Annotated in this window: 13 protein-coding genes; 6 read left to right on the top strand and 7 right to left on the bottom strand. The window is 62.5% G+C overall.

The window, feature by feature from the left end:
- The first annotated feature begins 222 nt into the window (after positions 1-222).
- A complete protein-coding gene (locus tag M1E16_RS12195; RefSeq protein ID WP_434568671.1) occupies positions 223-1008 on the top strand; it encodes a DeoR/GlpR family DNA-binding transcription regulator in 786 nt (261 codons plus the stop codon).
- A gap of 90 nt (positions 1009-1098) precedes the next feature.
- Complete coding sequence (locus tag M1E16_RS12200) at positions 1099-2025, top strand: Gfo/Idh/MocA family protein (RefSeq protein WP_458130058.1); 927 nt, start codon at positions 1099-1101, stop codon at positions 2023-2025.
- 45 nt (positions 2026-2070) lie between these two features.
- Here the strand turns inward: M1E16_RS12200 and M1E16_RS12205 are convergent, their stop codons facing one another.
- A complete protein-coding gene (locus M1E16_RS12205; RefSeq protein ID WP_458130059.1) occupies positions 2071-2673 on the bottom strand; it encodes an XRE family transcriptional regulator in 603 nt (200 codons plus the stop codon).
- Between the two features lie 160 nt (positions 2674-2833).
- Here M1E16_RS12205 and M1E16_RS12210 point away from each other — a divergent pair, with 160 nt between their 5' ends.
- Complete coding sequence (locus tag M1E16_RS12210) at positions 2834-3526, top strand: B3/B4 domain-containing protein (protein ID WP_458130060.1); 693 nt, start codon at positions 2834-2836, stop codon at positions 3524-3526.
- 161 nt (positions 3527-3687) lie between these two features.
- On the opposite strand, the gene yghU is transcribed toward M1E16_RS12210, so the two are convergent.
- Entirely contained in the window at positions 3688-4527 is an 840-nt protein-coding gene (yghU, locus tag M1E16_RS12215) for a glutathione-dependent disulfide-bond oxidoreductase (protein WP_458130061.1), read from the bottom strand.
- Between the two features lie 321 nt (positions 4528-4848).
- On the opposite strand from yghU, the gene M1E16_RS12220 reads away from it, so the two are divergent.
- Positions 4849-6903, top strand: coding sequence for a 2Fe-2S iron-sulfur cluster-binding protein (locus tag M1E16_RS12220; protein WP_458130062.1), 2055 nt, complete (start codon positions 4849-4851; stop codon positions 6901-6903).
- Between the two features lie 325 nt (positions 6904-7228).
- Here the strand turns inward: M1E16_RS12220 and M1E16_RS12225 are convergent, their stop codons facing one another.
- Both M1E16_RS12225 and M1E16_RS12230 read right to left on the bottom strand, forming a co-directional pair.
- A complete protein-coding gene (locus tag M1E16_RS12225) occupies positions 7229-7498 on the bottom strand; it encodes a YceK/YidQ family lipoprotein (protein WP_434568665.1) in 270 nt (89 codons plus the stop codon).
- A gap of 69 nt (positions 7499-7567) precedes the next feature.
- The gene (locus M1E16_RS12230) at positions 7568-8530 is read right to left on the bottom strand and encodes a DMT family transporter (RefSeq protein ID WP_458130063.1); all 963 of its coding nucleotides are present in this window, start codon (positions 8528-8530) and stop codon (positions 7568-7570) included.
- A gap of 74 nt (positions 8531-8604) precedes the next feature.
- Between M1E16_RS12230 and M1E16_RS12235 the strand changes: the two genes are divergently transcribed.
- A complete protein-coding gene (locus M1E16_RS12235; protein WP_458130064.1) occupies positions 8605-9459 on the top strand; it encodes a LysR family transcriptional regulator in 855 nt (284 codons plus the stop codon).
- A 10-nt stretch (positions 9460-9469) separates the two neighbouring features.
- Here M1E16_RS12235 and M1E16_RS12240 read toward each other — a convergent pair whose 3' ends face one another.
- Positions 9470-9925 (bottom strand): PACE efflux transporter, encoded by a 456-nt coding sequence (locus M1E16_RS12240; RefSeq protein ID WP_458130065.1) that lies wholly within the window; start codon positions 9923-9925, stop codon positions 9470-9472.
- A 105-nt stretch (positions 9926-10030) separates the two neighbouring features.
- Between M1E16_RS12240 and M1E16_RS12245 the strand changes: the two genes are divergently transcribed.
- On the top strand, positions 10031-10915 hold the full coding sequence (locus tag M1E16_RS12245) for a LysR substrate-binding domain-containing protein (protein ID WP_458130066.1): 885 nt from the start codon (positions 10031-10033) through the stop codon (positions 10913-10915).
- Between the two features lie 60 nt (positions 10916-10975).
- On the opposite strand, the gene M1E16_RS12250 is transcribed toward M1E16_RS12245, so the two are convergent.
- On the bottom strand, positions 10976-11221 hold the full coding sequence (locus tag M1E16_RS12250) for a hypothetical protein (protein WP_434651910.1): 246 nt from the start codon (positions 11219-11221) through the stop codon (positions 10976-10978).
- Between the two features lie 240 nt (positions 11222-11461).
- Positions 11462-12643 (bottom strand): MFS transporter, encoded by a 1182-nt coding sequence (locus tag M1E16_RS12255; protein ID WP_458130067.1) that lies wholly within the window; start codon positions 12641-12643, stop codon positions 11462-11464.
- Positions 12644-12755: the final 112 nt, after the last annotated feature.

The following is a 12755-nucleotide window of genomic DNA, read 5'->3' on the forward strand; positions in this document are numbered from 1 at the left end:
GTTCCATCCTCGGCGACCCGAGGAGTCGCTCGTTGACCAATTGACGCTACCGACCTTGTGTTGACCTGCATGAAGAAAAGACTGTTCAGAGACCTGGCGGCAGAGAGTGACGAAAGGCAGCCTTGCCCTTGGGCAACGTCGAGGGTTTGACGACCCGAGGGAGACGCGGCATATTGTGCTCGGTTGTGTATATTCATGCTCGTTTATGCAGGTTCAGCTGTCATGAGTGCTACCCACGAAGTGTTTCCCGGCGAACGCCAACGCTTGATCAGCGAGCGGCTTGCCCTGTATGGCCGGGTCATCGCGGCTGATCTGGCGATTGAATTCAACGTCTCTGAACATTCGATACGCCGAGACCTGGGCACATTGGCGGCGGCGGGCTTGTGCAAGCGCGTCTATGGCGGCGCGATTCGCCTGCCGGCCGCCGAAGCGCCGATCGATGTGCGGATCCACCAGGATCCAGCGCGCAAGGATAATCTTGGCCAGGCGGCAGCCGCGCTGCTTAGCGCAGGCCAGCATGTGTTCCTGGATGCCGGCTCGACCAACCTGGCCATTGCCCGTGCCATCGACCCGGGGCTGCAATTGACGCTCAGCACCAACTCCCCGCTGATCGCGGTGGAACTGATGAAGCTGCCCCGCGCCGAGGTCATCCTGCTCGGCGGTCGCATGAACCGCGTCGCGGGCGGGGCGATCGGTCTGGCCGCCGTCCAGCAATTGCGCCAGTTCAATTTCGACTTATGCTTTGTCGGGGCCTGCGCCATCGACCCGGACAATGGCGTCACCGCGTTTGGCCTGGACGACGCCGAGTTCAAGCGCGCGGTGGTCGCGGCCAGCGGTCAGGTGGTGGTGGCGGTGACCAACCAGAAGCTGTCCAGCGTCGCTCATTATCAAGTGGCTTCTTGTGAAGAGGTGACCACGCTGGTGGTGGAGCAGGACGCGCCGCAAGAGCGACTCGGCCCCTTTTTCGAGCGAATCTCCAAAGTCGTGAGGGCGGTGGAGCAGCAATAACGCAAGGCAAGGGGATTCGACCCATTGTCCGCCAGACGATTTACGTCTAGTTTGCTGGCCCATCATAAGTACAAAAGTCAGGAGTCATCGATGCAACCGATTCGTCTCGGCCTGGTGGGCTACGGCAAGATCGCCCAGGATCAACACGTTCCCGCCATCCAGGCCAACCCCGCGTTCGAACTGGTAGCGGTCGCCACGCAAGGCAAGCCCTGCGCCGGTGTGGAGAATTTCCAGTCCTTGGACGAGTTGCTGGAAAACGGCCCGCACGTCGATGCAATTGCCTTTTGCACGCCGCCACAAGGGCGATTCGGTCTGGTCCGGCAGGCGCTGGCGGCCGGCAAGCATGTGCTGGTGGAGAAACCGCCCTGTGCCACCCTGGGCGAAGCGATGGCGCTGGTGGAGCAGGCGAGCGAGCAAGGCGTCAGCGGCCTGTTCGCCTGGCATTCGCGTTACGCCCCGGGCATCGAGGTTGCCCGGGACTGGCTCGCCAGCCGCACGCTGCAAAGCGTCCGGATCGACTGGAAGGAAGACGTGCGCAAATGGCACCCCGGCCAGGCGTGGATCTGGCAACCGGGCGGCCTCGGGGTCTTTGATCCGGGCATCAATGCCCTGTCGATCGTCACCCATCTGCTGCCGCTGTCGCTGTTCGTCGAGTCGGCCGAGCTGCGCGTTCCAGACAATTGCCAGTCACCGATCGCCGCGAGCATCAGGATGTCGGATGCCCGCCATCTCGATATCCGCGCCGAATTCGATTTCGACCATGGTCATGATGAGCTCTGGAGCATCGAGATTCGCTGCGCCGAAGGCGTTTTGCGACTGGACAACGGTGGTGCGTTGTTGAGCATCGACGGCGTGCGCCAGTCGGTGTCGGAGGAGGGCGAGTACGCGGCGGTGTACCGGCATTTCCAGCAGTTGATCGGTAACAAGGCCAGTGACATGGACCTGCAACCGCTGCGCCTGGTTGCGGACAGCTTTTTCGTCGGCAGCCGGACCTTGGTCGAGCCGTTCTACGACTGAATGGCGAGCGGGCCCATCCTCATGGGGGATGGGCCCGCGGCCTGCCTATTGATGTATTTCGGCAACCGACATGGTGAAGATCAGCTTCGACTTGCCGGCGTTGGAATACGTGTGTGCCACGTCGGTCTTCGCGACCGCCGAGCTACCGGCGGGGACGACCAGTTCCGTTTTTCCCACCACACATTTCAGTGTGCCTTTTTCTACATGGAACAGCTCAAGCGTGCCTTGAGGGTGTCCGGCCGAGGCGAAGGTTTCGCCGGGAAACATTTCCCAGCGCCACAGCTCGATCATGTTCGGGCCTGGCGTACCGGCCAGCAGGCGCGCGCTGCCTCCCAACTCTCCGGTCCAGAGCGTGGGAATGTCCTGGCTGTCGATGACATGGGCCGAGGGAGCTTCCGCCACGTTGACAATGTCGGCCACCGAAAGGCCCAGCGCCGCGGCGATCTTGCACAGAATGCCGATGCTCGGGTTGGCCGTGCATTTCTCGATTTCCACTACCATCCCTTTGCTCACGCCCGAGCGCCGGGACAGTTCGTCCAGCGTGATTTTCTGAGCCTTGCGCGCCTGCTTGAGCGTGCGCGCAACGGCCAGGCTCACCGCGTGGGCGTCCGCGCCAGGGACGGTCGATAGAGGGCTGTTCAGGGGCATCACCAAGGATCGCGAATAAATGTGCCAGGGATTCTCGGCGTTTGGCGGGGACGGCGTCAATCGGCTCATCGCAGTTTGCTGACTAAAAAGTCGATATATTGACTTTGGCGGCCGGCGGTGACTAGCATGAAAACCGATTTTGAATTGCTGGAGAATGCTGATGCTATCGGTACAGCCGTTGATCGACCAAGCCGTTGCCGAGCTGGCTCCGGGGTTCAGGGCCCTGAGTATCGTCGCACAGGCTGCGCCGCTCACCGATCCCGACGTCGCCCGCGCGGCGCTGGAGCGGGCCTGTCAATCGGTGCTGGCGGGCGGGCCGGCCTGGGCGGAGGCCCATTTGCAGGAGTGGGCCCAAACGTTCCGACTGTTCGGTGCCAAGCCGCAACGCACGCCATGTTCAGCCGAAGCGTTGCGCAAGCGGGTGCTGCGCGACGGCGGTTTGCCGAGCCTTGATCCGGTCGTTGACCTCTACAACGCCATCAGTCTCGAATATGCGATCCCGGTGGGCGGGGAAAATATCGAGGCGTACACAGGCTCGCCGCGACTGGTGATTGCCGAGGGTGGCGAACCGTTCGATACGATGAAAGAGGGCGCGCCTGCCCTTGAATATCCCGACGTCGGCGAAGTGGTCTGGCGCGACGACCAGGGCGTGACGTGCCGCCGCTGGAACTGGCGCCAGGGCGTCAGGACCCGCTTGGACGCGGAGGCGCGGCAGATGTGGTTCATCCTCGAAAGCCTGCCGGCGATGCCGCTCGAAGCGCTGACCGAAGCGGGCGACAGGCTGATAGAGGGGTTGCAGACGATGATGCCCGGCGTGCAGATCGAGAGCATGCTGATCGGGCCCGGAAGCTAACGCGCTGGCGAAAGCTCTTGTGGCGAGGGAGCTCGCTCCCGCTGGTCTGCGCAGCAGACCCAACCCAGCCAACGCAGTCATTCAGGCATATCGCATTGACCGGCTGACGACTGCTGCGCAGCCGAGCGGGAGCAAGCTCCCTCGCCACGAGGGGGTGTCAGTCAGTCCAGGTCTTGCGCGCTATGCCGCTCCGGCACCTGGCTCGTTTCGTCGCCCCAGGTCCGGTTGACACGCTGTCCGCGCACCACGGCGGGACGCTTGGCGATTTCCTCCGCCCAACGCTGCACGTGGGTGTATTCGTGGGCCGCCAGGAACTCGGCCGCCGAGTACACGTTGTTCCGCACCAACTGGCCATACCAGGGCCAGACCGCGATATCGGCAATGGTGTACTGGTCGCCTGCCAGGTAACGGTTTTCAGCCAGGCGACGATCCAGCACATCCAGTTGGCGCTTGGCTTCCATGGTGAAGCGATTGATCGGGTATTCCAGTTTCTCCGGCGCGTAGGCGTAGAAATGTCCGAAGCCGCCACCCAGGTAAGGCGCCGAGCCCATCTGCCAGAACAGCCAGTTCAAGGTTTCGGTGCGCCCGGCCGGGTCGCTCGGCAGCAGCGCAGCGAATTTTTCCGCCAGGTACAGCAGGATCGAACCGGACTCGAACACCCGGATCGCAGGTTCGACGCTGCGGTCCAGCAGGGCCGGGATCTTGGAATTCGGATTGACCTCGACGAAACCGCTGGAGAACTGGTCGCCTTCGCCGATGCGAATCAGCCAGGCGTCGTATTCCGCGCCGGTGTGCCCGAGCGCCAGTAGCTCCTCAAGCAGGATGGTCACTTTCACGCCATTGGGCGTTGCCAGCGAATAGAGCTGCAACGGATGCTCGCCGATCGGCAGGGTTTTTTCATGGGTCGGCCCGGCGACAGGGCGGTTGATGCTGGCGAAATGGCCTCCCGAGGGGGCTTCGTGCTTCCAGACTTTGGGCGGGACGTAAGACGCTTGGCTCATGGGACGTACCTTATCGTTTGAATGCGCTGATCCTGAAGCGAAGCCATAGCACATTTGCGCTATGGCTCAGGTCGGGGACATGGACTCTAATCTATGGGCGCTCTGTCAGGCAGACAAGGGCCGTCGAAAATAATGCCGAGGGTCAACGGTCATTTCATTTGATGAAACAATGGATTTCAATCCGTGCGTATTCCTGCGCCAGCGCATTGGGCAGAAGATGACTCCACCCGCCCACACACCCAGTCAAAGGGGGGCGACGGGCGAACCCTGACCGTAGCGCACTGGCCCAGGCAGCAATGCCGCAGGCGCAAGGAGTGATCGATGAACGAAGCCTCGAAAGTAGCCCCTTCGCCCTGGCATGAAGGCGAGTTGGCCTTGCAGCGCACCGTCGGGGCAGTAGAAATGATGGCGGGTGTCGGCGAGCGGCAACTGGCGCGTAGCTGGATGCCGGATCAGCACCGCGAGTTTTACGCTCAGTTGCCTTTCGTGGTGCTGGGCGCGGTGGATCGCCAGGGTGATGTCTGGGCGACCCTGCGCACCGGGCAGCCCGGCTTCATGAATTCACCGGACCCGGAAACGCTGCACATCCATTTCGACCCTGAGCCCGAAGACCCGGCCGAGCAAGGTATGGGCGAGGGCGATGCCATCGGCATGCTCGGCATCGAGTTGCATACCCGTCGCCGCAACCGCATGAACGGTGTCGTCCGGCGTCGGCTTGAGCGCGGGCTGGAGATCTCGGTGAGCCAGGCCTATGGCAACTGCCCACGCTACATCAACCTGCGCCAGTACCGTTTCGTCGATGAGCAGCCCGCCGAATCGCGCCAACTGGAGGCGGCCGACCCGTTGGTCCGGCGGCTGGTCACCGCGGCCGATTCGTTCTACATCGCCACCTACGTGGTACGCGACGGCGAGCGGCAAGTCGATGCGTCCCATCGCGGCGGCAAGTCAGGTTTTGTGCGCATGGACGAGGACGGCACGCTGACCATTCCGGATTTCTCTGGCAACCTGTTCTTCAATACGCTGGGCAATATCCTGCTGAACCCGCGTGCGGGCCTGGTCTTCGTTGATTTCCAAACGGGCGATTTGCTGCAGATGAGCGGTTCGGCGCAAGTGTTGCTGGACGATCCGCAGATCGCCGCGTTCCAGGGCGCCGAGCGGCTGTTGCGGTTTACTCCGCAGCGCATTGTCCATCGTCCGACGGCGCTGCCGTTGCGCTGGAAGGACCAGGACGAGGGTGACTCGCCCAATTCATTGATGACAGGCAGCTGGGAGCAGACCGCCGAGCGCTTGCAGGCCGAGGCCCTGCGCAGCCAATGGCGGGCGCTGCAGGTCACCCGGGTGGTGGACGAAAGTCACGACATTCGGTCCTTCTACCTGCAAACCAACGACGGCGTCGGTTTACCCCGGTTCGAAGCCGGGCAGCATCTACCCGTACGGATAACGCTGGAAGGACAGCAAGTGCCGTCGATCCGGACCTATAGCGTATCCAGCGCACCGTCGGACGATTTTCTGCGCATCAGCGTCAAGCGTGACGGCGCGGTATCTTCGCACCTGCATGAGCAGATCCAGGCGTCCCACCAGATCGACGCCCGGGCGCCTCAGGGCCATTTCACAGTGAATCCGACTGAGCGCCGGCCCTTGGTACTGCTGGCGGCGGGCGTCGGTATCACACCGCTGTTGTCGATGCTGCGCGAAGTGGTCTACCAGGGGAAACGCATCAGCCGGATGCGCCCGGTCTGGCTGGTGCAAAGCGCTCGCCACGTGGCCGACCTGGCCTTTCGCGAGGAGATCGATGAACTGGTGGCCCGTGCCGGTGACAAATTGCGAGTGCTGCGCATGGTCAGCCAGCCGCCCACCGACGGGACGGTCGGGCAAGGCTACGACGTGGCCGGCAGAATCGAAGTGACGCTGCTCAAGCAACTGTTGCCCCTCGATGATTACGATTACTACCTGTGCGGGCCGGGCAGCTTTACCCAGGCGCTGTACGACGGCTTGCGCAAGCTGCGCATTCCCGATGACCGCATTCACGCCGAAACCTTCGGTCCGTCCACGCTGGTGCGCGACATCGAAATCAGCGTACCGGCGGCCGAGCAAGTGCCGGCGGCCACCGAAGCGGTAAAGGTGCTGTTCGCCGGTTCGGCCAAGGAGGCCCGCTGGGAACCGGAAAGCGGGACGCTGCTGGAATTGGCCGAGGCGCGGGGTCTGAATCCGGAGTTCAGTTGCCGCGGTGGATCCTGCGGCACCTGCAAGACCCGCATGACCCAGGGCCAGGTGCATTACCTGACCCAGCCGGCCGAGCCCGTGGCCCCCGGCGAGGTGCTGATCTGCTGCGCCGTACCGGCCCAGGGCAGCGAGCCTTTGGTGCTGGAGGTCTAGCGTGCGGCGCTGGCGCTTGTTCCTTCGCCAGCACATCCAATATCCTCATCGCCTGACGCTCCGCCTTCGCGAGCAGGCTCGCTCCCACATGGATCCTGTGGCGCATACACCTCCAACGCCTGGCCCATTCCAGTGTGGGAGCGAGCCTGCTCGCGAAGAGGCCAGTCCATCCAACATCTTCATCGCCTGACACTCCGCCTTCGCGAGCAGGCTCGCTCCCACATGCGTCCTGCGGCGCATACACATCCAACGTCTGGCCCATTCCAGTGTGGGAGCGAGCCTGCTCGCGAAAGGGCCTGTGTGTTCAACACCCAGGACAGTGAATTTATTCCTCAGCCGGTCTCATATGAAAAATGGTATAGGGCAGGATCAGCGTATCGGCGACGAAGCTGAGGGGTAGATCGATGACTGCGAACGGCGCCAGTGCGCGCGCGATGGTCGCGTTATCTTCGGTCGTCGCCTTGAGCACCTGGAGGTCGACAGACACACCGCAATAAGGATGAATACCGCAAAGCTGCCCGGTGCCAAAGGTTTCGTTGGCCGTCGCGCACCCTGTCAGCAGTGCGATGGTTAAAGCAATTCCCACGATGCGCATGGCGGTCCCTCGTAATGGGTGCGCGACTGTAGCACTGTGACCGGGCTCAAATTGACTTATCCGCCTGACTCAGTGCACTCGCGATGACTCCTGCCGATTTTCAGTCCGCCGCGTCTGCCGGGCTTCTTCACGCACCACCAGCCAGATCCCGATGGCGGACACCGCCATCCCCAGTGCCATCTGCCATGAAAGCGGCTCGTCGAACATCGCCCAGGCCCACAGCATCGTGATCGGTGGGCTCAGGTACAGGACGCTGGCGACGCGGGTGGTGGACGCCCGGCGCAGACACAGCCAATAGAGCCCGTAACCGCCGATTGTCGACAAACCTGCCGTCCACAGCACACTCAGCGCGAACCCGGTACTCGGTATCGGCGCCAGGCTGCCTTGCGTGCCCTCGATCATGGCGAATGCCAAGCCAGAGACACCACATTGCAGCCAGAGGTTGGGCAGCAGGCCGAGCGATTGCGAGGCAGGCAGCCGCTTTTGCCAGAGGGTCGCGATAGCCAGCGAAAACATTCCCAGCAATGGCAGCCCGTACGCCCACAGTGACGCGTGGCCCCAAGCCAGTGCGCCGTGGGTGCCAAGCGCAACGCCGATCAGGCCGACGATCAATCCGGTCCAGACTCGCGGCGCCAAGCGCTGGCCCAGTGCACCGGCGGCCAGCAACGCCAGGCCTATCGGCAACAGATCGGCGAACAACGCCGCCAGCCCGGCCGGCACGCCCAAGGCGATGCCCTGGGTGATGCCAGCCAGGTACCCAGCCATCGCGAGCAGGCCGATGCCGGCGTTTTTCAACAAAGTGACCCGCGAGGCACGCCGCAACTGCCCGGCGACAAAAGGAAACAGCACCAGTGTGACTACCAGGCAGCGCCAGAACACCACCAGCAGTGGCGGCGCGTAATCAATGGAGAATCGCGCACCGACAAACCCGGAGCTCCAGGCCAGAAGCAGGGCGGCCTCCAGCAAAGGCAAGGGGATCAGCCAATAAACGCTGGACGGCAATGGGCAAGTGATCGATTTGGGCAGGTTCATGGTCACAGGCTACGAAAGCAGCCTAATCTAATAAATCAAAATATCTTGCAGCAGTCGTTCAGGAAAGATGAATAATGCCCGCCATATTGGATATCGAGCTGATACGGACCTTTCACGCCGTCGCGCGCATCGGCAAATTCAGCGCCGCAGCCGAGCAGCTGCACAAAAGCCCGGCGGCGGTGAGCGTGCATATCCAGCGATTGGAAGCGGTCGCTGGCGGCCGTTTGCTGAACCGCGACAATCAGGCGGTATCCCTGACCGCGCTGGGCAAACGCTTGCTGCTTTCCACCACCGAGTTGCTCACCACCCACGATCGGGTGCTGGCCGACCTGCACGGCACGCGGCTGGCGGGTCGCATCACGTTAGGCGTGCCGGACGAGTACGCCGACCACGTCATCCGCGACATCCTGCCGACATTCACGGCAGCCTGGCCTAACGTGATCCTCGAGCTCAGGACGGCCCCCAGTTATGCCCTGCGTGAGCAGGTGCAGCGCGGGAAACTGCAAGCGGCCGTGCTCGCTCAGCCGATGGATCAGCCAAGGGAGGAAACCGAGGTGTTGACTACCACTACGCCGGTCTGGGTCGGCGCGGTTCACGCGACGGCCAGCCCGGCGCAGCCGCTCGCGTTGGCTGTGCATGCAGCGCAGTGCCCTTATCGGCAAGCCATGATGCAGGCGCTCAGGGAGAGCGGTTACCGGCTGCGCGTAGTTCTGGAAAGCCCGTCCAACCAGGCCGTCAAGGCCTGTGTCGAAGCCGGCCTGGCGATCAGCCTGATCGACCGTGCCCGCGTGACCGAGCACATGCGGATTCTCGATGGCCTGCCGGTGATCGCCGACCATGCAGTGGTGTTCATGCGCTCCCAGGCGTCACGCGGCAATGAAGCGGTAGACCTGCTTGGCCAGGCCATGCAGCAGCGTTTTCGACTCTAGGCGGGCTGTTTCAGGTGGCGTTGGCCTTGCAGGTCGAGGCCTGGTCGGGCTGCGCCGAAAGCGGAACATCAAACACCCGGTCGAATCCCCACTGAAAAACCAGGGCGTAGAAAAAGAAAAACACGAAGAGCCCCAGGTTTGTCGCCAAAGCCTGCCACAGGCTGATACCCAGCCACGCGGCAATCACTGGCGTGAGGATCAGCGTCAGGCCGCCTTCGAATCCCAGCGAATGCCACAGGCGCCGCCGCCAGTTGCGCTGGCGATTGTCCTGGCGCCGCTCCCAGGCTTCGAACAAACCATTGAACAGCATGTTCCAGGCCAGCGCGACGAAAGAAATCAGCAACGACAGCAGGGTCGAATAACCCATGCCTTGCTGGTAGATCAGCGCCAGTGCGGGGGCCACGAACATCACGCCGCCGGCTTCGTAGAGGATGGCTTGAAGAATTTTTCGAGGTGCGCCTTGCATCGGTGGTCTCCTGGAAACGGGGCAGGACCACAGCCTGGCGAGTTGAGCGACGGCGCACAATTGAGCTAAATTGAGCCTCGCTCAACCTGAGTAATGCTTGCCGCCATGTTTGCCAGACAGCCCCTGACCGCCTTGCGCGGCTTCGAGTCCGCCGCACGGCTGGGCAGCTTCAAGGCGGCGGCCCAAGAGCTGAGTATCAGCGCCGCGGCGATCTCCCATCAGGTCAAGAGCCTTGAAGCGTTTCTGGGTGTGCGGTTGTTCGAACGCTCCAGTCAAAATGTGCGCCTGAGCCCCGATGGCGAGCGGCTTTATCCGCATATCCACCGGGCCTTGGCGGAGATCCAGCACGGCTTGCAGACGTTGGCGCCGCCTTGTGTCGCGCAATCACTGGTGGTGAGCACGACGCCGGCCTTCGCCAGCCTGTGGCTGATCCCGCGGCTCGGTGATTTTTATCGAGCGCACCCGGACATCAGCGTCCGACTGCACAGCAGCAATGACCTCGTCGACCTGCAGCGTGACGCCAGCATCGACCTGGCGATTCGCGCTGTGTTCACCTCGGATCCGCAACTGTTCGAGCAGCCATTGCTGGATGAATATTTTGCCGTCTACTGCCACCCCGGCTGGCAGCCTCCCGCAACGGGGGCTCCCGTCGAGTTGATCGACGTGCCGTGGCTGAGCAGCTCCGATGTCGCGGTCGATTGGCCGGCCTGGTGCGCCCGGGCCGGCACTTCGGTCTGGCTGGATAATGCCCGCATGCGAGGCTATGACGAAGAGCAACACGCGCTGCAGGCAGCAATCGTCGGACACGGTCTGGTGCTCGCCAGCCAGGTCCTGGTTGCAGAGGCCGTGGCCCGTGGGCAGTTAGTGCCTTATCGGCCGGAGGTTCGCCTGGCGGGTGCGCGCTATACCCTGGTGTGCGTACCGGGACGGGAGCGGCAGCCAGCGGTACGGGCGTTCAGCGAATGGTTGCTGGGGCAGGGCGCCTGCTGAAACGAGGCGTCAAACGGCTGGGCCAGGGAAAACCCGATTGGCGCGGGAACAGGTTCGAGGTCAAGGCTGTCCCTGGACTTTGGTCGAGACGAGACTCTCGTAACTTTCCGGATGCGGCGCCTCGGTGAAAATCACGTTGGAACGCTCGCTGCGGCACTTGAACTTCACGCCCTTGCGCGGCGTCATCTCCCGGGTCGTCTCCAGGCAGATCTGCCTTGAAGCGTAGGTCGGCCCCGGTCTGCGTTCTTCAACGCAGCCCTCGAAGCCACTGCAAATCGTCATAACGACAAAATATACGGTCATCATCCTTGTATTGCTCCGCTGGGCGATGCGATTGACTACCTCTGCGCCTGCCCCTGTTCAGTTGAACAGGCAGGGCCGATGAGGCGGATGATGAGCGCTTCATCGAACCTTCAGCAATGGCACGCCAGTGCCATTTGTCGGAATATTGTCGCTTTTTCGAATGTTTTTAAAACTGCCGTTTCTGTCGCCAATATATTGGCGAAGGCGCCGTTATCGATAGTTTTTGCCAGGGGTCGAAAAGGCCTAGCTCCGCGCCGAGAAATACCATGCAACCAGCCCCGCGAGGCTGATCGAGGCGCCCAGTAAACTCACCGCCTGCCAGCCCCAAAACGCATACACCTGAGTGGCAGCTGCCGCCCCCAGCGCGCTGCCGACCGAGTAGCAACACATGTACGCGCCAACCATGCGGCTCTGGGCGTCGGGTCGCGCGGCGAAAAGAAAACTCTGATTGGTGACATGCACCGCCTGCACGGCGAAATCGAGCAGGATCACCCCCACGACTAGCGCGATCAATGACGACTCAGCAAAGGCGATGGGCAACCAGGAGAGCACCAGCAGCCCCAGGGAAAGGCCGGTCACCCGTTGCCCCCAGCCTCGGTCAGCCCAACGGCCGGCCCTCCTGGCGGCGAGCGCCCCGGCAACGCCGGCCAGGCCGAACAGGCCGATAGCGCTGTGTGAAAGCGACATCGGCGCGGCACTGAGGGGCAATACCATGGCGGTCCATAGCACGGAAAAAGCCGCGAAGATCAGCAGGGCGAACAGGCCTCTGCTGCGCAGGACCGGTTCAGTCAGGAACAGTTCGAACAGCGATCGAATGAGCGTTGGGTAGGTATGCTGGTTACGTAGCGGTTTGGCGGGTGGAGCTATTTTCCATAACACTGCCGCGATCGTCAGCATCAGTCCTGACGAAACGAAATAAACCGCACGCCAGCCCGCCAGGTCGGCGATCAGCCCTGAAGTGAACCGAGCCATGAGAATGCCCAGCACAATCGCGCTGGTCAGGGCTCCCACGGCCTGCCCGCGTTGGGCCGGTGGAGACAGCAGCGCGGCGTAGGCGACCAGTACCTGCACGACCACCGCCATCAAGCCCGTCAGGCTCATGGCTGCCAGCAGGACCAGCCAGTGCCGGGAGGCACCGACGGCCGCCAGCGCCAGCACCGACAAGGTCACGAGCGTCAGCATCAGCCGCCGGCTGTCGACCTTGTCGCCCAACGGCACGATGAACAGCAACCCCAGCGCGTATCCAGCCTGAGTGGCCGTCACCACCATGCCGATCGATCCGGGCGTCACGCCGAGGCTTTGTGCGATGGAGGCGAGTAACGGCTGGGCAAAATAGACATTGGCAACGGCCAGTGCGCAAGTCACCGAAAACAATAACGTCAGCGTTTTGGACAAGCCTCGTTCCAGGGGGGTAAATGCGCTCATGTTCCTCTCCGTGGGCTATTCTGGTTTCAATTTAAAACCTGTTTGCGATTTATGCGGGATTGGGTTTTAAATTGCAACCACTTGGGCGAGACTGACCGACGAGTAAACGGCG

This window comes from Pseudomonas sp. Z2-11 (assembly GCF_054161305.1).